This window comes from Actinomycetospora lutea (assembly GCF_028737205.1).
Taxonomy (GTDB): Bacteria; Actinomycetota; Actinomycetes; order Mycobacteriales; family Pseudonocardiaceae; genus Actinomycetospora; species Actinomycetospora lutea.
In genome coordinates, this window is sequence record NZ_JAQZAL010000029.1 from 21,009 (window position 1) to 41,680 (window position 20,672).

General features: G+C 77.1%; 14 protein-coding genes. 8 read left to right on the forward strand and 6 right to left on the reverse strand.

Translation table 11 applies throughout. The features are described from left to right. Position 1: 1 nt before the first annotated feature. The 6 genes from PHK61_RS25455 to PHK61_RS25480 form a co-directional block, all read right to left on the reverse strand. Entirely contained in the window at positions 2-1,426 is a 1,425-nt protein-coding gene (locus PHK61_RS25455) for an Hsp70 family protein (protein ID WP_274283824.1), read from the reverse strand. A gap of 33 nt (positions 1,427-1,459) precedes the next feature. Further along, on the reverse strand, positions 1,460-2,737 hold the full coding sequence (locus PHK61_RS25460; RefSeq protein ID WP_274283825.1) for a heparan-alpha-glucosaminide N-acetyltransferase domain-containing protein: 1,278 nt from the start codon (positions 2,735-2,737) through the stop codon (positions 1,460-1,462). Further along, a complete protein-coding gene (locus tag PHK61_RS25465; protein WP_274283826.1) occupies positions 2,734-4,098 on the reverse strand; it encodes a M1 family aminopeptidase in 1,365 nt (454 codons plus the stop codon). Before PHK61_RS25465 ends, PHK61_RS25460 begins: the two co-directional genes overlap by 4 nt. After that, positions 4,095-4,712, reverse strand: a complete 618-nt coding sequence (locus PHK61_RS25470) for a BPL-N domain-containing protein (protein WP_274283827.1) — start codon at positions 4,710-4,712, stop codon at positions 4,095-4,097. The genes PHK61_RS25465 and PHK61_RS25470 overlap by 4 nt, the downstream gene beginning before the upstream one ends. After that, positions 4,709-8,722, reverse strand: a complete 4,014-nt coding sequence (locus tag PHK61_RS25475; protein ID WP_274283828.1) for a Pls/PosA family non-ribosomal peptide synthetase — start codon at positions 8,720-8,722, stop codon at positions 4,709-4,711. Before PHK61_RS25475 ends, PHK61_RS25470 begins: the two co-directional genes overlap by 4 nt. 187 nt (positions 8,723-8,909) lie before the next feature. After that, on the reverse strand, positions 8,910-9,473 hold the full coding sequence (locus PHK61_RS25480) for a DUF1707 SHOCT-like domain-containing protein (protein ID WP_274283829.1): 564 nt from the start codon (positions 9,471-9,473) through the stop codon (positions 8,910-8,912). A 49-nt stretch (positions 9,474-9,522) separates the two neighbouring features. On the opposite strand from PHK61_RS25480, the gene PHK61_RS25485 reads away from it, so the two are divergent. From PHK61_RS25485 to ppdK, 8 genes are all read left to right on the forward strand, one after another. Beyond that, the gene (locus PHK61_RS25485) at positions 9,523-11,427 is read left to right on the forward strand and encodes an oxidoreductase (protein ID WP_274283830.1); all 1,905 of its coding nucleotides are present in this window, start codon (positions 9,523-9,525) and stop codon (positions 11,425-11,427) included. Further along, positions 11,424-13,283 (forward strand): oxidoreductase, encoded by a 1,860-nt coding sequence (locus PHK61_RS25490; RefSeq protein ID WP_274283831.1) that lies wholly within the window; start codon positions 11,424-11,426, stop codon positions 13,281-13,283. Before PHK61_RS25485 ends, PHK61_RS25490 begins: the two co-directional genes overlap by 4 nt. A 72-nt stretch (positions 13,284-13,355) precedes the next feature. Further along, on the forward strand, positions 13,356-14,033 hold the full coding sequence (mftE, locus tag PHK61_RS25495; protein ID WP_274283832.1) for a mycofactocin biosynthesis peptidyl-dipeptidase MftE: 678 nt from the start codon (positions 13,356-13,358) through the stop codon (positions 14,031-14,033). A gap of 90 nt (positions 14,034-14,123) precedes the next feature. Next, the gene (locus PHK61_RS25500; protein ID WP_274283833.1) at positions 14,124-14,558 is read left to right on the forward strand and encodes a PaaI family thioesterase; all 435 of its coding nucleotides are present in this window, start codon (positions 14,124-14,126) and stop codon (positions 14,556-14,558) included. 10 nt (positions 14,559-14,568) lie between these two features. Next, positions 14,569-15,201 (forward strand): phosphoribosyltransferase, encoded by a 633-nt coding sequence (locus PHK61_RS25505; protein ID WP_274283834.1) that lies wholly within the window; start codon positions 14,569-14,571, stop codon positions 15,199-15,201. Positions 15,202-15,372: 171 nt separating this feature from the next. Beyond that, a complete protein-coding gene (locus tag PHK61_RS25510) occupies positions 15,373-16,938 on the forward strand; it encodes a glycosyltransferase (RefSeq protein WP_274283835.1) in 1,566 nt (521 codons plus the stop codon). Beyond that, entirely contained in the window at positions 16,935-17,570 is a 636-nt protein-coding gene (locus tag PHK61_RS25515; RefSeq protein WP_274283836.1) for an MOSC domain-containing protein, read from the forward strand. The genes PHK61_RS25510 and PHK61_RS25515 overlap by 4 nt, the downstream gene beginning before the upstream one ends. A gap of 106 nt (positions 17,571-17,676) precedes the next feature. After that, positions 17,677-20,358, forward strand: coding sequence for a pyruvate, phosphate dikinase (gene ppdK / locus PHK61_RS25520; RefSeq protein WP_274283837.1), 2,682 nt, complete (start codon positions 17,677-17,679; stop codon positions 20,356-20,358). Positions 20,359-20,672: the final 314 nt, after the last annotated feature.

A 20,672-nucleotide genomic window follows, 5' to 3' on the forward strand; every position in this document is an offset into this window, starting at 1 on the left:
GTCACCAGGTCTGGGCGGGAGCCGGGTCGGCGGGGGCCGGCGCGGTGTCGCCACCGTGGTCGGTGTCGTCGGGGCGCGTGTCGGTGCCGTGGGGGTCGGTCGTGCCGTGCGAGCCGCTGCCGTGGTGCGAGGAGCCCGACGAACCCGACGAGCCGCCCGACGAGCCGCCCGACGAATTCGACGAGGCCGACGAGGTCGTCGTCGTGCTCCGCGGGCGGCGGGGCGCCTCGCGCGTCCGCGGGGTGTCGCGCTCGGTCGTGCTCGCGACGGCCGTGGCCGTCGGCGCCGGCGTGGTCGTCGTCGCAGGCGCCGGGACGGTCTCGGCCGGGACGACGGCCGGCGGGGCCGCCTCGGCGGGTGCCGCCGCGCCGACGAGGGCGTACGCGCCGCCGCCGACGCCGCCGAGCACGATCGTCGCCGCGGCCAGGACGGTCACCAGACCCCGCCGCCGGGGCCGGGGCGACGGAGGCGGCACGGGCACGGGCGCCGGGGCGACCCGCACCGGACCCGTCTCCGGCTCGTCGGCGACCACCGGCCGCGGACGCGGTGTCGGACCCACCGCCGCGACGGGCGCGAGGGAGGTCATCGCCTCGCTGCGCCGGGCCGCGAGGTGCGCCGCCCCCGCGGCGACCGCGTGCTCGGGCTCCGCACCCGCCGTCACCGGCCGGCCGATCTCGACCCCGAGGACGGCGGCCGCCGACCCCATCCGGGTCGACCGGCCCACCAGCAGCACGACGTCGAGGTCCGCGGGCGCGACGCCGGCGCTCGCCAGCGTGCGGCGCAGGACGTCGGCGATCACGCGGTCGTCCGGCTCCGCGTCCGGCTCGTGCGGCTTGCTCTCGGGCCGCCCGAGGACGGTGGACGTCCCCGCCCGGTGGCGCAGCACCGTGGCCTCGACGCTGCCGACGCCGAGCTCGACGACCGCGACGGCCCCGCCCTCGGGCACGGCCCGCTCCGCGGCGTGCGCGCAGGCGGCGGCCACGGGCGCCGGCACGAGCTCGACCGCGCCGAGCCCGAGGGAGGCGGCCACGCCCGCGAGCGCCTCGCGCTCGGTGTCGCCCCAGGTCGCGGGGTGGGTCAGCACGATCGCGTCGGGCGCGCCGCCCTCGCGCTCGGCGGTCCGGTCGACGACCCGGCGCAGCAGCACCCCGAGCAGGGCGCTCGCGGCGAAGGGCGCGCCGTCGAGCAGGAACGGGGCGGGGTCGGTGAGGCGCGCGCGGATGTCGCGGGCCACGCGCCCCGGGGCGTCGGCGGCGGCGCGGACGGCGTCGTCACCGACGAGCGGCGCGCCCTCGTCCGGCCACAGGAGCACCGACGGCATCGCCGCGCTGTACTCGCCGAGCAGGACCACGCTCGCCCGTCCGGCGCGGTGGACGGCGGCGGTCGTGATCGTGGCGCCGAGGTCGACACCGAGGTGGTAGGTCATCGTCGTCTCCGGCGGTCGGGGCGGGCGGGACGATCACGAGACTGAGGCCCCCGGGCCACCCGGGGAGTGGGGCAGACCCGACCCCGCCGGGGGAGCACCCGCCGATCGGCGCGGCGTCGCCCACCGCGCCGCGCGGACGCCCGCCGCCGAGGCGAGCGTCTCCAGCGGCCCGCGCCCCGCGCTCGCCCGCCACGCGAGCCCGAGCAGCAGCACCGCGACGACCTGCACGACGTAGCCGGGCACGGGGTCGTAGACGTCGGCCGGCGAGCTCAGGAACAGCACGTGGAGCGTGTAGAAGGTCAGCGTCATCGCCCCGGCCGCGGCCAGGGGCGCCCGGACGACGGGGACCGCCGGGTGCCGGACCCGGTCGAGCAGCAGCAGCACCCCGAGCACGGCGAGCGCGATCCCGGTCGTGCGGGCGAGGTCGAGCGGGGTCGACGAGTGCGGGGTGTCGACGGCGAGCCACCACCACGTGGTCGTGGGCGTGGTGCCGTCGGGACCGACGGTGAGGATCTCGCGCAGGTCGGCCGGGTCGAGGCCCGAGGACGCCGCGGTGATCCGCGCCAGCCCGCCGCCGGGCCCGAGCAGCAGGGCGGACACCCCGGACGCGGCCGCCGCCAGGGCGACCCCGCCGCCGGCGAGCCCGGCCGCCAGCCGCGGCGAGCGCAGCGGCGCCCGGCCGAGCGCGAGACCCACGGCCAGGTACGGCAGCCACGACAGCGCCGGGTAGGAGCCGGTGAGGAGGAGCTCGCGCACCAGCTCGGCGGGGTCGGTGACGAGCCAGGACAGCGAGGGGTTGTCGAGGTCCGGCGGGGGCAGGTGCCCGCGGACGAGGTGGGAGGCGAACGGGATCGCGGCCGCCCCCAGCACCGCGGCGGCGACGAGCACGCGCGTCGGCAGCAGCACCAGCGGGATCGCGAGCACGAACAGCACCGCGTAGTAGGCGAGGATGACCGTGGCGACCTCGGGATCGGTGACACCCCCGACGGCCAGCCCCAGCAGGCCGATCACCACCGCCCGCGCGGAGAGCGACGCGGCCGCGCGCCGGGCGCCCACGGCGCCGCCCACCCGCGCCCGACCGGTGAGGAACGCGATCCCCACGCCGGCGAGCACGGCGAACAGCGCCGCGGCGTTGCCGGTGACCAGGAGCCCCACCCACGTCTCCTCGCCCCGGGCGTCGGTGACGTAGAGGGCGTGCACGGCCATCATCCCGAGCAGCGCGATCCCGCGGGCGGTGTCGACGCCGGGGACGCGGCCCTGCTCCGGGGGCGCGGGAGCGGTGTCCCGTCGGTGCGCGGCGGTGGCGGTCATCGGTCTCCTCGGATCGGGGGCAGCGCGCCGGCGCGGGTGAGCGCGTCGGTCACGGCGGGCAGGTGGGCGACGGCGCGGGCGACGTCGTCGGGGGTCGCGACGCGATGGGCGTTCGCGGCGAGGTAGGCGCGCAGGGCCTCGTCGAAGCCCTCGCCCCCGGCCGGCTCGCGGGCGGCGAGCAGCACCGCGGCGCCCTGCTCGTAGACGCCCGTGTTGTAGGGCCCGAAGCCGCGCTCGGCCCACGCGGCCATGGGCAGGCCCAGATCGCCGCGCACGCGGACGTCCGCGTACTTGCCCTCGGTCCCGGTGACCCGGGCCTGCGCGTAGGTCGTGAACGCCTCGTCGAGCCACGGGTCGCGGCCCTGGTCGTTGCCGACGAGCCCGTAGAACCACTGGTGGGCGAGTTCGTGGGCGACGAGCTCGCGCAGCTCGCCGGGGGCGGTGTCGCCGAACTGCAGCGCGCCCGGGTACTCGATGCCCGACGACTGCGACGGCGCGATCGCCACCCACAGGTCGGGCTGCGGCACCGGGCCGAGCAGGTCCTCGAGCCGCCCGAGCGACGCGTCGATCTCGTCGGCCCAGCGCTGCGGGGCGACCCGGGTGCCCGCGACCGGCGTGAACAGGTGCAGCCGGGTGCCGGAGACGTCGCGCTCGAGCACCCGGTAGGCGCCCACCGCGACCGACACGTCCCGGACACCGGCCGCGCGGAAGGTGTGCGTGGTGGTGCCGGGACGCGGCCCCGGCACGGTGCCCTCGGCGCGGCCCACCCCGGAGACCGCCGCCCCCGCGGGGGCGGTGACGCGCAGCGCGTCGAGGCGGAACTCCTCGCTGACGGCGGTCTCGCCGGGGATGCGCACCGCGTCGTCGCGGACCCAGCCCCGACCGCGGACCCAGGCGAGCATCGGGAACGCCGAGCCGAACCACGCGGTGCCCGCCGAGGTCCCGAGACGCTCGTCGGCGTCCACCCCGAGGCGCAGCGCGAAGCCCAGTTCGGCGCGCACGGGCGTGCCGGCCTCGACGCACGCGGGCAGCGGCAGCTCGACCAGCGTCCCGGCCCCGCCGGCCGGCTGCACGACCGGGGCCACCGGGCGGCCCTCGACCGCGGCGTCGGTGACCGCCAGCGCGTTGCCCTCCGACGCCGGCGACGGCGCGTTCGGCCAGGTCCGGAACACGAGCTCGCAGATCCGCCGGTCGGGCGTGAAGGTCACCGCCTCGCGGCCGGTGGCGCTGCGCAGGTCGGGGGCGACGTCGTAGGACAGGTCGACCGACGGCCGCTCGGGCCAGGGCGCGGCCTGCGCGGGGGCGGTGGCGCAGCCGGACACGGCGAGCACCGCGGCGGGGACGAGCAGCAACGCCCTCACGCGAGGGTCTTCGCGACGAGGTCGCGGGCGAGGTCGCGGGCGTCCGGGGCCACCGGCAGGCCGGCGTCGGTGAACCAGTCGCGGGTCGCCTCGGGGTGGGGTCCGACGACGCCGACGCGCCCGGCGGCGTACGGCGCGACCGCTGCCGCGGCCTGCCCGTCGGGGTAGCGGGCGAGCACCTCGGCGCGCCCGTCGACCAGCAGCGCCGCCGGGTCCTGCGCGAACACCGCGCGGCGCGTGCCGCCCCAGTCGACCTCGACGACGCGGTCGTCCTCGGTGTCCAGGGCCTGGTCGGTGTCGCCGGGCAGCAGCCCGAACCCGGGCGTCGCGCCGGCCAGGTAGGCGCCGAGGCAGAAGCCGACGTAGTGCCCGCCGTCGGCGACGAAGCGGCGCACGGCGTGGCGGTGCCGGCGCATCCGGCGCCAGCCCTGGCGCAGGGTGCCGCCGCCGGGCTGGGCGTAGAGCGTCGCGCCGGCGAGCGTGTGCCCGGTGAGGGCCAGGTCCTCGTCCGGGCCGACGTAGCGCACATCGAGCCCGGACGCGGCCAGCACGGACGCGACCGCCTCGGGGCAGCCCGCCAGGCTCGCGGGCCCGCGGTACACCAGCGCGCTCACGCGGCCGTCCCCGGTTCCGCGACGCCGCGCGCCGGGATGCCGCGCCAGCGCCCGCCCGCGCCGAGCTCCTCGCCCTTCATCAGCAGCGAGAGCCCGTCGAGGTCGACGTCCGCGCCGACCGTGGCGTCGTAGAGCACGACCGACCGGGCGCCGACCGTGGCGCCGGGCTCGACGCGCACCGTCGACATCTTCATGACGCGGTCCTCGAAGAGGTGGGTCTGCAGCGACACCGCGGGGCCGACGGCGGCGTCGTCGCCGATCTCGACGAGGTCGAACTCGGTGAGGTAGGTCGTCGCGATCCAGGTGCGCCGCCCGATGCGCGCGCCGAAGCGGCGCAGGGCGACCGGCAGGAACGGGGTGCCGGTCAGCAGCCCGAGCAGCGTGGGCACCGCGGCCGCCTCGTAGAGCCCGGTGACGAGCTCGGTGCGCCGCACGAACGGGTCCCACAGCGGCGCGACGCGCGGCCGGTAGGTGCCGGCGACGTGGCGCTTCACCGCGACCACGTAGGCGACGACCGCGACGCTCGCCGCCAGCGCGATGAGCGGCGCGCCGAGGGCGACCGGCAGCAGGTCGCGGCCGCGGGCGACCAGCGACAGCGCGAGCAGGTAGAGGTAGAGGCCGATCCCGAGCAGCGAGGCCGGCAGGGTGGCCCGGACGAACTCGACGGCGAGGCGCTGGCGGACCCGCCGCCGCCCGGGCCGGACCGTGTCCTCCTCGGCGTAGTCGCCGGAGTCCTGCCGCTGGGGCAGGTGCATCGCGGGCGAGCCCAGCCACGACGAGTCGTCGGGGACGCCGGCGGGCGGCGGCACGGTGTGCACCCCGACCAGCGACCCGTCGCCGGTGCCGACCCCGGACGGGACGAGCGCGGCGTTGCCGACGAAGGCGCGCTCGCCGACCCGCGTGGGGCGCAGCAGCATCCGGCCGTCGGCGTAGGTGGCGGCGCCGACGCTGGCCATGTCGGCGACGAAGCTGTCGTCGCCGAGGGTCAGCAGGTCGGGGTCGAGGTGCGCGGCCGTCGAGACCTCCGCGCCGCGCCCGACCCGCGCGCCGAGCAGCCGCAGCCACGGGACGGTGTAGAGCGTCGCGTAGAGCGTGTTGGTGAACGCGAGGCTGTAGGCCAGCAGCGCGTCGGCGACCCACTTGCGCAGGCCCAGCGGCGAGCGCACCAGGTGGATGCCGACAGGGGTGCGCGGCAGGACGAGGCGGCGCCCGAGGGCGACCACGGCGCACACGGTCAGGACGAACACCGGCCCGGCGACCAGCGTCGCCGCGAGCCCGGCCAGCACGCCCGCGCCGAGCAGCGCGCCCCAGACGACCAGCACCGACGGCACGACCATGAGCACCGCGGCGAGCTCGAGGCCGACGAGCCCGGCGACGGCGCCGGGCAGGTGGCGGGCCCGCCAGCCCGGCAGCGGGCCGCCCGCGCGCATCGCGGCGAGCGCGGCGTCCTGGGACGTGACCTCCTGCGGCGGCGAACCGGCCCAGGTCGCGTCGGCAGGGACGACCTCGTTGCGCCCGAGGGCGGACTGCTCGGCGAGCATCCCGCGCTCGCCGATGCGGCTGCCGGGGGACAGCACGCTGTTCGCGCCGGCGACCGCGCGGCGCTCGAGCTCGACCGGGCCGACGACCACCCAGCCGTCCTCGACCGCCCACGCGTGCAGCACCGCGCCGTAGCCGACAGCCACGTCGTCGTCGAGGTGCAGCAGGCGGGGCAGCGTGATGTCGGTGGCCGCGACGTGCACGCGGCGCCCCACGCGGGCCCCGAGCAGCCGCAGGTACGGCGCGAGGAACGGCGACCCGGCCAGCACCGGCAGCGGCGCCTGCCGCAGGACGAGGTCGAGCGCCCAGAGCCGCAGGTAGGTCGGCCCCCAGAGTCGGTAGCGCCCCGGGCGGATGCCGGTGGCCAGGGGGCGGGCGAGCAGCACGGGCAGCACCCAGCGCACGCCGAGCCAGGCCGCCGCGCCGGCCACGAGCACCTGGGCGAGCACGCCCGTCGACACGGTGCCGTCGTTGGCCGTGTACACCCAGCTCAGCGGCAGGGTGACCGCGAGCAGCAGCAGGTAGATCAGGACCGCCTGGACCGCGCCGGCGGCGGCGACCCGGCGCCCGGGGTGACGGATCGGTCCGGGGCGGGCGGCCGCCGCGGTCGCCTCGCCGGCACCCGCTGTCGCGAGGTGGGCGGCGAGCGCGCGCACGCTCGGGTGGGCGTAGAGGTCGCGGACGGCGACACTCCCGCCCGCCCTCCCGCCGACCCCGCGCTCGCGCATCAGCGTCACGGTGGTGGCGGCGAGCAGGGAGTGCCCGCCGAGGTCGTCGAAGAAGTCGGCCTCGACCGAGAGCTCGGCGGCCGGGACGCCGGTGGCCTCGGCCCAGATCGCGGCGACGTCCTCCTCGAGCTCGTCCCGCGGCGCCACCACCGGACCGGTGGCGGCGACGAGGCGCCGGCCCGCGGGCGGGGGGAGCGCGGAGCGGTCGACCTTGCCGCTGGCCTGGGTCGGCAGCGTGGGCAGGAGGTCGAGCGTGGTCGGGACCATGTAGGCCGGGAGGCGGCCGCGGGCCAGGTCGCCGAGCCGCGCGGCGAGGGCCTGCTCGTCGTCGGTGGCGACGCCGGTGGTGAGGTCGGTGGCGACGACGGTGGTGACGACGTAGGCCGCGAGGTCGCCCTCGTGCAGGGCCACCACCGCGCTGCTGACCGCGGGGTCGGCGAGCAGCACGCTCTCGATCTCGCCGAGGTCGACCCGGTGCCCGCGGACCTTGACCTCGGCGTCCGCGCGGCCGAGGTACTCGACCTCGCCGTCGGCGGTCCACCGGCCCAGGTCGCCGGTGCGGTAGACGGTGGCGCCGCCGTCCGGGTGGGCGACGAACTTCTCGGCGGTCTTCTCGGGCATGCCGACGTACCCGCGGGCGACGCCCGGTCCGGCGAGCGCGATCTCGCCGACCTCGCCCGGCGGGACGGGGCGGTGGCCGGTGTCGTCGGGGTCGAGCAGCTCGACGCCGTAGGTCGGCAGCGGGCGCCCGATCGTCACCGCCCGGCCCGGCACCAGCTCGCACCAGGTGGCGGTGACCGTGGCCTCGGTGGGGCCGTAGGTGTTGAGCATCCGCCGGCCGGGGCGCGCCCAGCGCTCGACGATCTCGGCGGGGCAGGCCTCGCCGCCGACGAGGACGCTGCGCAGCCCGGGCAGGTCGCGGGGGATCGTGGCGAGCAGCGTGGGCACCGCGTAGAGGACGCTGACGCGGGCGCGCTCGAGGTGGTCGGCGAGGTCGGCGCCGAGACGGCGCTCGTCGTTCGGGCCCACCACCAGCGTGGCGCCGACCGCCCACGTCGGCCAGATCTCCTCGATCGAGAAGTCGAAGGAGATGGTCATGCCCTGGTGCACCCGGTCGTCGGGGCGGACGTCGTAGACGGTGGGCACGACGGCGACGAAGTTCGTGATGCTCGACTGCGCGACCTCGACGCCCTTGGGGCGCCCGCTCGAGCCGGAGGTGTAGATGACGTACGCGGCGGGGTCGTCCCGTCCCGGCGGGCCGCGACCGTCCGGGCGCCGCGACGGTGCGCGGTCGATCGTCGCGGCCTCGGCGTCCACGGCGAGCCAGGGACGCTCGAGGGGCGTGCGGCTCAGCGCCTCGGAGGTGAGCACGAGGTCGACGTTGGCGTCGGAGAGGACGTACGCGACGCGGTCGGCGGGCGACTCGGGGTCGATCGGGACGAAGGCCGCGCCGGCCTTGAGGGCACCGAGCAGCGCGACGTAGGTCTCCGGCGAGCGCTCGAGGAACAGGGCGACGCGGCCCCCGGGGCGCACACCGCGGTCGCGCAGGACGTGTGCGAGCTGGTTGGCCCGGGCGTCGAGGTCGGCGTAGGTCGTCGGCCGGCCCTCGTGCTCGATCGCGGTGGCCCCGGGCGTGACGTCGGCGGTGCGCTCGAAGACGTGCTCGAGCCGGGCCTCCGGGACGCGCTGCGGTCCGACGGTGCCCGGGAGCTCGTGCCTCGCCCCGGTCGCGGTGGCGATCACGGGTGGTGTCCCCCTCCCGGCCCGCGCTCGGGGTGGCGTGGTGGTGCACGGCCGCGGGCCGCCAGGGGTCGTACCTCGCGGCCTCCGACTGCGAAACGCGACCGGGAAGACCGTCGACCACGTCACAAACGGGTAACGGCATCACAGAGCGTGATGGTGGTGGGCGCTCCGTGTCCGTTGCGGGCGACTACTCGTAGAAGTGGGCCCCGCGGGTCTTGAACGTGCCCATGCCGATCGAGCCGGTGACCAGGATCGTCGGGCGGCCGGGCCTCGCCTCGGCCCGGTGGCGGTTCTTCACCGTGCCCCAGGCCGAGCGCAGCTGGTCGGTGTCGACCGACCAGCCCTCGGGCAGGACCAGCACGACGCTGCCCATCCCGCCCTTGATCTCGAGGTCGATGCGCGGCAACGCGGTCGACACCTCGCGGAAGTCGAGCTTGACGTCCGACATCGCGGCCTCGGCGACGATCCGCGACGGCACCCGCCAGGCCCCGGTGCGCTTCTCGCTCGACCAGCCCGCGGTGATGACGAGGGGCTTCTCGTCGTCGGTCCGCACCGCCGCCCGCTGCCACGGGAGTGTCGCGGGGAGGTCGGCGACCAAGGGCTCGAGCTCGGCGTACGTCCGCGCCGCGTAGACCCGCGCGAGCCGCTCGTCGACCTCGGTGAGCTCGAGCCGGCCCTCGCCGAGCGCGGTCCGGAGGATCTCGGCGACGGCGTCGCGGTCGGCGTCACCCGCCGTCAACTCTCCTGACATACCGGACAATCTAGACGTCGTCTCCCCCGTCGTCCGGGGTCCGGCTAGCGTGCCGCGGGTGCTGGGCGAGGAGATCGTGCTCGGCCGGCGGACCGCGCCGAGCCGCGTGCTGTTCGGTCCCCACGTCACGCACCTGGCCGATCCGCACCGGCCGCGGGCCCTCGGGCCCGACCACGTCGCGCACTACCGGGCCCGCGCCGCCGGGGGCGCGGGCGTCGTCGTCACCGAGGTCGCGTCGGTCGTGGCCGAGGACCATCCGTACGAGGACGCGCCGCTGGCTCCTCTCTGCGGGGACGGCTGGGCGGCGGTCGCGGACGCCTGCGCGCCGTTCGGGACGCTCGTGCTCGCCGGGCTGGGGCACGCGGGCGGACAGGGGTCCTCGGCGTACACCCGGGGCCCGCTGTGGGCGCCGTCGGCGGTGCCGGACCCGGCGAGCGGGGAGGTGCCCGCGGTCCTGTCGTCCTCCGGGATCGCCGCGGTGGTGGCGGTGTTCGCGTCGTCCGCCGCCCTGGCCGTGCAGGCGGGGTGCGACGGCGTCGAGATCCAGGCGGGCCAGCACGCGCTGCTGCGCCAGTTCCTGTCCGGCCTGACCAACCTGCGCGACGACGCGTACGGCGCCGACCGGGCGATGGTGCTGGTCGAGGTGCTCTCCGCGGTGCGGGCGGCGGTCGGCGACCGTGTCCTCGGCCTGCGCCTGACGGTCGACGAGCTGGCGCCGTGGGCCGGGATCACGCCCGAGGTCGCGCGGTCGTTCCTGCAGCGGGTCGCGGATCTGGTCGATCTCGTCGTGCCGGTGCGCGGGTCGGCGCTGACCGTGGGCGCGACGCGGCCGGACGCGCACACGGCGCCGGGCTTCCTGCGGGCCGCCTGTCGCGCCGTCCGGGTCGACGGCGTGGCGACGGTGCTGGCGGGGAGCGTGGTGGACGTCGAGGTCGCCGAGTCGGCGCTGGCGGCCGGGGACGCCGACGTCGTGGAGATGACCCGCGCCCAGCTCGCCGACGCCGACCTCGTCGCCCGGGCCCGCGCCGGGTCCGCGCCGCGGCCGTGCGTGCTGACCAACCAGCAGTGCCGGGTGCGCGACGTCCGCAACCCGCGGATCTCGTGCACGGTGGCGGCGCCGGAGGTGCCGGAGCGGGTGGTGGGGCGCTCCGTGGGCGAGGTGCTCGTCGTCGGGGCGGGGCCGGCGGGCCTGGAGGCGGCGCGGACGCTGGCGCGGGCCGGGTGCGCGGTGCGGGTGGTGGAGCGTGCCGACGCGGTGGGCGGGCTGCTGCGCGACGTGGCCGGGCTGCCCGGCCGCGAGCTGTTCGCGCGGCTCGTCGACTGGTACGCCGACGAGCTGGCGGCGCTGCGCGTACCGATCTCCCTCGGGGTCGCCGTGGACCCGGAGCACGGCGTGTCTCGGCCTGGCGGCCACGCTGACGTCGAACGTCAGGACGACCCCCACGATCTCGATCGGGTCGTGCTGGCCTGCGGGGGCGTCGACCGGCCGGGCCGCGGGACGCCCATCGCCGCGGCGCTCCGTGACGGCCTGCCGCCCGGGCCCGTGGTCGTCGAGGACCCGGTCGGCGACGGGGCGGCGGTGGCGCTCGCGGAACGGCTCGCGGCGGAGGGCCGCGAGGTCGCCGTGGTGGCGCCGGGCCTGCTGATCGGGCCGGGGCTGGCGCGCACCGGCGACCTCGTCGACGCCCAGGCGCGGCTCGCCCGGGCGGGCGTGCGGCGGGTGACCGAGGCGTCGGTGACGGCGTTCGAGGGCGGCGTGGTGAGCGTCGTCGACGTCGCGACGGGCGCGGCGTCGACGCTGCCCGGCGCCGTTCTCGTCGATGCGGGCCCGCGGCGCGGCGTGCCGGTCGCCTCGCGGCCGGGGCTGGTCGTCGTCGGCGACGCCGTCGCGCCGCGGACCGTGGCCGAGGCGATCCGCGAGGGCCGGGCGGCGGCCCGGGGGCTGCTGGCGTGAACGTCCTCGGCGAGCCCGTCCGGCTCGGGCCCCTCGTCGCGCGGAACCGGATCGTCTTCCCCGCGCACCTCACGAACACGGCGGTGGCGCGCCGCCCGACCCCGCAGCACGCGGCGTACTACGGCGCGCGGGCCGCGGGCGGTGCCGGGCTGGTGATCACGGAGGAGCAGTCCGTCGACCCCGCCGACCGGCCCTACGAGAAGCTCGTCGACGGCACCGACCCCGCCGTCGTGCCGGGGTACCGGGCGATCGCCGACGCGGTGCACGCGCACGGCGCGCTGGTGCTCGCGCAGCTCGGGCACAACGGCGGGCAGTCGTCGTCGATCTACTCCCGCGCGCCGGTGGACGGCGCCGACGACGAGCCCGACCCGATGTTCCGGGAGGTGCCGCGGCCCGTCAGCGACCTGTCGTGGCTGGTGGACGGGTTCGGGCTGGTCGCGTCGCACGTCGCGGCGGGCGGGCTCGACGGTGTCGAGGTGCAGTGCTCGCAGGCGTCGCTGATCCGGCAGCTGTTCTCGGCGCGCTCGGAGCGGGCGCTGCCGTTCCTGACCGCCGTGCTGCGGGCGGTGCGCGCGGCGATCGGGCCCGACCGGGTGCTCGGCGTCCGGGTCCAGGGCGACGAAGGCCTGCCCGGTGGGCTCTCGGCGGCCGATGCGGTGCGGGTCGCGGAGGCCGTCGAGCCGCTCGTGGACTACGTCAACACCGCCGTCGGCGTCGCCACCCGGACCCTGCCGCTGATCGAGCCGCCGATGGGCGTCCCGGCCGGCTACGCCGCGCACGTGCCGACGGCGGTGCGCGCGGCGGTGTCGGTGCCGGTGATCGGCGTCGGGCGGTTCACGACGCCGGGGCAGGCGCTGGAGGCCGTCACGTCGGGGTCGTGCGACCTCGTCGGCGTCGTGCGCGGGCAGATCGCCGACCCGGCCTTCGCGGGCAAGGCGCTGCGCGGCGAGCGCGTGCGCCGGTGCATCGGGTGCAACCAGGAGTGCATCGCGCGCGTGGGGCTCAACCAGCGACTGGGGTGCGCGGTGAACCCGGTCGCCGGCCGCGAGTCGGTCGTGTCGCCTCCGGCGTCCGGGTCCGCGCGCGTGCTCGTGGTCGGCGGCGGGCCCGCGGGGCTCGCGGCGGCGGTGGCGGCGGCGCGCTCCGGGCACGCGGTGACGCTGGCCGAGCGCTCCGACGTCCTCGGCGGGCAGCTCGCGCTCGCGTCCCGGGCCCCCGAGCGCCGGGAGCTGGCGAACCTCGTCGCGGACCTGGCGCACGAGGCGCGCGATCGGGGGGTCGCCGTGCGGCTGCGGTCGCCCGTGTCGAGCGTGTCCGGGGTGGACACGGTGGTCCTCGCCACCGGCGCCCGCCCCGCACTCCCGTCCTGGGCGGGCGGGCTCGAGCGGGTCGTCGACGTCACCGACGTCCTCGCGGGGCGGGTGGCGCCGCGCGGGCGCGTGCTGGTCGTCGACGCCGGGCGCGGGCACGCGGCCACCTCGACCGCGGAGCTCCTGGCGCGCCGGGGCGCCGACGTCGCGACGCTGACCCCGGCGCTCGTGGCCGCGGACGCCCTCGCCCCGACCCTCGACCGCGAGCGCTGGCGCCGGCGCGCGGCCGAGGTGGGGATCGCGTCGTTCACCGACCGGGTCGTGGTGGCGGCGCGCCCGGGGCTCGTGGTGGACGTGCTCGAGCACCTCACGGGCACGGTGACGCCGTGGCCCACTGACTGGGTGGTGCACGCGGGCCCGCCGACGCCGGTGGTCCCGGAGCTGGTCACCGACGTGCCCGTCGTCCGCGTCGGCGACTGCCTCGCACCCCGCGACATCGCCGCCGCCGTCCGCGAGGGCACCGCGGCGGGCGGCTCGCTCCCGTGAGCGGACGTCGGGGCGATGGCCCCGAACTTCGCTCACGTACTCCGTCCGGCCCGCGTGCGTAGGGTCGGGCGCGTGGATCTCGGGGGCGCGCGGTGGGCGGAGTGCGAGGACGTGGCGGTGCTGCTCGTCCCGGTCGGGGCCACCGAGCAGCACGGGCCGCACCTGCCGCTGGGCACCGACACCACCGTCGCCGCCACCGTCGCCGCCCGCAGCGGCCTCCCGACGGCGCCCGCCCTGCCCTACGGCGCCTCCGGGGAGCACGAGGGCTTCCCGGGCACGGTCTCGATCGGCACCGAGACGCTCGCTGCCGTGATCGTCGAGCTCGGCCGCTCGGCGTGCCGCTTCGCCCGCCGGCTCGTGCTCGTCAACGGGCACGGCGGCAACGTCGGCGCCCTGCGCGTCGCCGTGCCGATGCTGCGTGCCGAGGGCCGCGACGTCGCCTGGTTCCCGTGCGGCGTGCCCGGCGCCGACGCCCACGCCGGGCGCCACGAGACGTCGGTGATGCTCGCGCTCGCCCCGCACGCCGTCCGCGAGGACCTCGCCGCGCCCGGCAACACCGCGCGGCTGCGCGAGCTCATGCCGGCCATCGCCGCCGGCTCGGTGCGCGACGTCAGCCCGTCCGGGGTGCTCGGCGACCCCACCGGGGCGAGCGGGGCCGAGGGCGCGGAGACGGTGTCGGTGATGGTCGCCGGGCTCGTCACGGCCGTCGAGCGCTGGGCCGTCGACGAGGCCACCGGCCGCCTCACCTGAGCCGGCGCCCGGACGTCCGCGCCCGGACGTCCGCGCCCGGACCACGCCCGTCCTCGCGCCGTTCACGGCTGCGGCGGACACTCGGGCGGCATGACCCGACTGCTCGCCGGCGACGATCTCCTGGCCCGCGCCGAGGCCGCCCTCGCGGTGGCGCTGCCCGACGCGCTGGGCGTCGAGTTCGTCGACCCGCACGCCCCGCTCGACGGCGTCGTCCTCCCCGTCGCCGGACTCGCCGTCACCCCCGCCGCCACCGCCCACGCCGCCGCGCTCGGCGCCGCGATCGAGCTCGCCGGCTACCTCGCGGTGCTGCCGACGCTGACGTCGGCGCAGCACGCGGTCACCCACCAGATCTCCACGCAGTACCTGCGCCCGGCCCCCGCGGGCCGCCGCGTCCGCGTCGTCGGCAAGCTCAGCAGACGCGCCCGCGAGCTCGCCTTCGTCGCCGTCACCGCGAGCCTCGAGGAGGCCCCCGACCGGCCGGTCGCCCTGAGCCAGCTCACCAAGTCGATCGTCGGGGCGATCTAGGCTCCCGCCGGTGCCCCGCCCCTTCGCCGACCGGGCCGCCGCCGGCCGCGCGCTCGGCGAGCGGCTCGCCGCGCTGGGACTCGAGCGCCCGCTGCTCATCGGGCTCGCGCGCGGCGGGGTGCCGGTCGCCGTCGCCGCCGCGGCGGTGCTGGGCGACGCCGAGGTCGACGTCGGCGTCGCCCGCAAGATCACCGCGCCGGGCCGTCCCGAGGCCGGGCTCGGGGCCGTGGCGGTCGACGGCGAGCCGGTGTGGTTCGACCGCGCGCTGCGCCACGCCGGCCTCACGCCCGAGGCGCTCGCCGACGTCGTCGCCGCCGAGCGCCGGGAGGCGGCGCGCCGCGAGGAGGCCTACGGCGCGGGCCGGCGCACGCGGACGGCGGGCCGCGACGTCGTGCTCGTCGACGACGGGGTCGCCACGGGGATGACGGTGCTCGCGGCCCTCGACGCGATCGCCGCGACCGGCCCGGCGCGGCTCCTGCTCGGCGTGCCCGTGGCGTCACCGCCGGCGCTGGAGCGCCTGGGCGAGCGCGCCGACGCGGTGGTCGCCCTGCTCGTGCCCGCCGACTTCCGGGCCGTCGGCGACGCCTACGACCACTTCGGCCAGCTCACCGACGACGACGTGCGACGTGTGCTCGGTCGCTGACCGGCGCGCCCGCGCTGCCTAGACTCGCCGGCCATCGCCACCTCCCCCGCCACCGACACCGCCCCGCCCGCGCGCCCCGCGCGACTGCCGCAGGGCTGGTCGGTCGTCCTCGACCGCCGCGTCCTGCGCGTCGACGGCGGGCGGACGCTGGTCGGCGGGTCGCCGCCGCGGGTGCTGCACCTCGCGCAGGCGGCGTACGACCGGCTCGCGGGCCCGTCGGGGATCCCCGCCGGCGCCCGGCTGGTCGTCACCGACCCGACGTCCGCGGCGCTGGCGCGCCTGCTCACCGACGCCGGCGTCGCGCACCCGGAGCCCGCGCACGCCGACGCGCCCGACGCCGCGGCCGTGTCGGTCGTCGTACCCGTGCGCGACCGCCCCGCCGAGCTGGCGCGGCTGCTCGCGGCGGTCGTCGACTCCGGGGTGGGCGAGGTCGTGGTCGTCGACGACGGCTCCGCCGACCCCGCCGCGACGGCCCGGGTCGCCGCGTCCGCCGGAGCGCGCGTGGTGCGGCACGACGTCTCGCGGGGTCCGGCGGCCGCACGCAACACGGGCGCCGCGGCGTCGACGGGCGCGCTCGTCGCGTTCCTCGACTCCGACGTCGTCCCCGAGCCCGGCTGGCTCGCCCCGCTCCTGGGCCACCTCGCCGACCCCGCCGTCGCCCTCGCCGCCCCCCGGATCGTGGCGTGGTCCGGTGCGAGCGATGCGGCTTTGCTGGCGTCTGACGCCAGGCTCGCCACATCCTCGACTCACGACACGCCGAGTGACCGCTCGAAGCCCGGGGTCGTCAGCCTGGCGGGCACGCCGACACCCTCCGTCAGGGAAGCCGCCCGCTCGATCGCGCGCGGGATCGTCGCGCGCTACGAGGAGCGACGCTCCAGCCTCGACCTCGGCGCGCGTCCCGCCCCGGTGACCGCCCGCTCGCGGGTGGCCTACGTGCCCAGTGCCGCGCTGGTCGTGCGCCGCGAGGCGCTCGGCGCCGGGTTCGCCGAGGACATGCCCGTCGCCGAGGACGTCGACCTCGTCTGGCGGGTCGCCGGCAAGGGCTGGCGCCTGCGCTACGAGCCCACCTCGCGGGTCGCGCACGAGCACCGCGACACCGTCGGCCCCTGGCTCGCGCGCAAGACGTTCTACGGCACCGGCGCCGCTCCGCTCGCCCTCCGCCACCCACGCCGCGTACCGCCGGTCGCGCTCGCCCCGTGGACCGCCGCCGCGATCACGCTCCTGGGCGTCCAGCGGCGCTGGAGCACGGCGGCGGCGGGCGCGGTGACGGTGCTCGCGACGGTCCGCCTCGCGAAGGGCCTGCACGACGCGCGACGCGGCAACACCGGCGTGTCGCCGCAGCGAGGATGTGGTGATCCTGGCGTCAGACGCCAGCAAAGCCGCATCGCTCGTACGTGGGTGCCAGCCGCACGCCTGGCCATCGTGCTCGCGCCGTGGGGTCTCGGCGGCGCGGCGTGGCAGGCCGCCGGGGCGTTGACGCGGCACTGGTGGCCCGCGGCCGTAGTCGGTGCGCTCGTCTCGCGACGCGTCCGCCGAGCGCTCGCGGCCGCCGCCGTGCTCGAGGGTCTCGCCGACTGGGTGCGGTTCCGCGAGCCCGGAGCCACGGACCTCCTCGGGCACGTCGTGGCCCACCGCCTCGACGATCTCGCCTACGGCGCCGGGCTCTGGTGGGGCGCGTGGCGCCATCGCACCGTCGCCCCGCTGCGCCCCGACCTGACCGGGAAGGCGCCGCCGTGAGGATCCGCACCGTCGCCATCGGCCGCTCCCGCGACGTCGCCGGCCCGCGACCGGGCGAGACCACGAGCACCGCGATCGGGAAGGATCCCGTCGACGGGCCGGTCGAGGTCGGCCCGGAGAACCTCGTCGGCGACGAGCAGGCCGACCGCGTGCACCACGGCGGCCCGGAGAAGGCGGTCTACGCCTACGGCGAGGAGGACCTCGCGTGGTGGCGCGACCAGCTCGGCGCGCTCGACGACCAGGTGTTCGGCCAGAACCTCACCACGGTCGGTCACGACCTGCGCGAGGCACTGATCGGCGAGCGCTGGCGCGTCGGCACCGCCGAGCTCGAGGTCGTCCAGCCCCGCATCCCGTGCTTCAAGCTCGGGCTGCGCGCCGGCGACCCCACCATGCCGCGCCGGTTCGTCGCCGCGAACCGGCCCGGCGTCTACCTCCGCGTCGTCACCCCCGGGACGATCACCGCGGGCGACCCGCTCACGGTCACGCGGAGACCCGGTCACGCGCTGACGGTCGCCGAGGTCTTCGCCATCTACCACCACCACCGCGACCGCGCGGCCCGGCTGCTCGACGCCCCGGGCCTGCCGTCCTGGTACCGCGACTGGGCCCGCCGGCGGCTCGTGTCAAGAGACTGACGTCCCAGCACTGGACCGGTCAGGCCCGGCCGCTCGGACGTGTCCGGAGGGGCTCGCGCGTGCCAGAGTTCCACGGTCGGAGCACCGGGGGACGGGAACGCACCTCATGACCAAGTTCGTGTACGACTTCGCCGAGGGTGACCGCGACCAGAAGGACCTGCTCGGCGGCAAGGGCGCCAACCTCGCCGAGATGACCAACCTCGGCCTGCCGGTACCGCCCGGGTTCACGATCACCACCGAGGCCTGCCGGGTCTACCTCGCCGAGGGCAGCGAGCCCCCCGGGCTGGCCGACGAGGTCACCGAGCACCTGGTCGCGCTCGAGCAGACCATGGGCAAGGCGCTCGGGCAGGCCGACGACCCGCTGCTCGTCTCGGTGCGCTCCGGGGCCAAGTTCTCGATGCCCGGGATGATGGAGACCGTCCTCAACGTCGGGCTCAACGACGACTCGGTGAAGGGGCTGGCGGCGCAGGCGGGCGACGACCGCTTCGCCTGGGACTCCTACCGGCGCCTGGTGCAGATGTTCGGCTCCACGGTGCTGGGCATCGAGGGCGAGCACTTCGCCGAGGCGCTGGACGCCGCGAAGAAGGCCAAGGGCACGGCGGACGACCTCGACCTCGACGCCGGGGACCTGGCCGCCCTGGTGGAGACGTTCAAGGGCATCGTCCGCGAGCACGCCGAGCGCGACTTCCCCCAGGACCCGCGCGAGCAGATGGACCTGGCGATCCGGGCCGTCTTCGACTCCTGGAACTCCCCGCGCGCCAACGTCTACCGCCGCCAGGAGCGCATCCCCGCCGACCTCGGCACCGCGGTCAGCGTCTGCTCGATGGTCTTCGGCAACCTCGGCATGGATTCGGGCACCGGCGTCGCCTTCACCCGCGACCCGGCCTCGGGCGCCCAGGGCATCTACGGCGACTACCTGCAGAACGCGCAGGGCGAGGACGTCGTCGCCGGCATCCGCAACACGCTGCACCTCACCGAGCTCGAGCGGATCGACAAGGCGTCCTACGACCGCCTCCTCCAGATCATGTCGACGCTCGAGAACCACTACCGCGATCTCTGCGACATCGAGTTCACCATCGAGCGCGGCAAGCTCTGGATGCTGCAGACCCGCGTCGGCAAGCGCACCGCCGCCGCGGCCTTCACCGTCGCCGTCCAGCTCGTCGACGAAGGCCTCATCGACATGGACGAGGCGCTCCAGCGGGTCACCGGCGCGCAGCTGGCCAACCTGATGTTCCCCCGCTTCGACCGCGACGCGGACAAGGAGCTCCTGACCACGGGCATGAACGCCTCGCCGGGCGCCGCCAGCGGCACGGCGGTGTTCGACTCCCCGACCGCGGTGCGCCGCGCGAAGGACGGCGAGAAGGTCATCCTGGTGCGCCGGGAGACCACGCCCGACGACCTCGACGGCATGATCGCCGCGCAGGGCGTGCTGACCAGCCGCGGCGGACGCACCTCGCACGCCGCCGTCGTCGCGCGCGGCATGGGCAAGACGGCGGTGTGCGGCGCCGAGGAGCTCGAGGTCGACGTCCGGGCGAAGAAGCTGACGCTGCCCGACGGCCGCGAGGTGTCCGAGGGCGACGTGCTCTCGATCGACGGCACGAACGGCGAGGTCTACCTCGGCGAGGTCCCCGTGGTGGCGAGCCCGGTGATGGCGTACTTCGAGGGGTCGACGGGGCTCGCGGAGAACGACGACCTCGTCGCCGCGGTCGACCGAATCATGCGCCACGCCGACGCCGGCCGACGGCTGCGCGTGCGCGTCAACGCCGACACCGGCGAGGACTGCGCGACCGCGCGCACGTTCGGCGCCGAGGGCGTGGGGCTCTGCCGCACCGAGCACATGTTCCTCGGCGAGCGCCGCGAGCTCGTCGAGCACCTCGTGCTCGCCGAGACCCGCGACGAGCGCGAGAAGTCGCTGGCGGCCCTGCTCCCTCTGCAGATCGAGGACTTCACCGCGATCTACCGGGCGATGGAGGGCCTGCCCGTCACGATCCGGCTGCTCGACCCGCCGCTGCACGAGTTCCTGCCCGACCTTACCGACCTCTCCGTCGAGGTCGCGGTCGCCCGCGAGCGCGGCGAGCTCACCGAGGAGAAGGAGGAGCTGCTGGCCTCGGTGCGCCGCCTGCACGAGGAGAACCCGATGCTGGGGCTGCGCGGGGTGCGCCTCGGGATCGCGGTGCCCGGGCTGTACGCGATGCAGGTCCGCGCGATCACCCGGGCGGCGGCGGTGGTGGCCGCCGAGGGCATCGCCGTGCTGCCGGAGATCATGGTGCCGCTGGTCGGCACGGTGCAGGAGCTGCAGGCCGTCGCGGCGGAGATCGCCCAGGTGGTGGCCGAGCCGGAGTCGCTGGTGGACGGGCAGCCGGTCGAGCACCAGATCGGCACGATGATCGAGCTGCCGCGCGCGGCGCTCGTCGCGGCCCAGATCGCCGAGACCGCGCAGTTCTTCTCGTTCGGCACCAACGACCTCACCCAGACGACCTGGGGCTTCTCCCGCGACGACGTGGAGAGCTCGTTCTTCTCCGACTACCTCGAGTCCGGGATCTTCGGGGTGTCGCCGTTCGAGTCGCTCGACACCGAGGGCGTCGGCGAGCTCGTCGAGATCGCGTCCTGGCGCGGTCGGGAGGTGCGCCACGACCTCAAGCTCGGCATCTGCGGCGAGCACGGCGGCGACCCGGACTCGGTCCACTTCTTCCACCGGGCGGGCCTCGACTACGTGTCCTGCTCGCCGTTCCGCATCCCCGTGGCGCGCCTCGAGGCCGGGCGCGCGGCCACGTCGCCGAAGGGCTGAGACGACCGGTTCCGGGCGGTCGCGTCGCGTGTGCTCCGCGTGACGGCTGCCCCCCTCCGAACGGAGGGGGGCAGCACTGCCTGTACCGGTCTCTTTCGGGCGGCGCACACCCGCGCTCGACGCCTCTCGTGCCGCAGAAGCGGCCTCTCGCCCAACCTTGTCCCGCGCCTGCGGAAACCGCGCCCGAACGGGCTCCCACCCGGGTGTGGATGACCGCGAGGTGGGCCCGCAGTGGATGTTGCGCTGGTCCGGCGAGGGGGGTGTGATGTGTCCGCCACCACGCCGGAGGTGGTCGGCAACCTGCGCTCGTCACC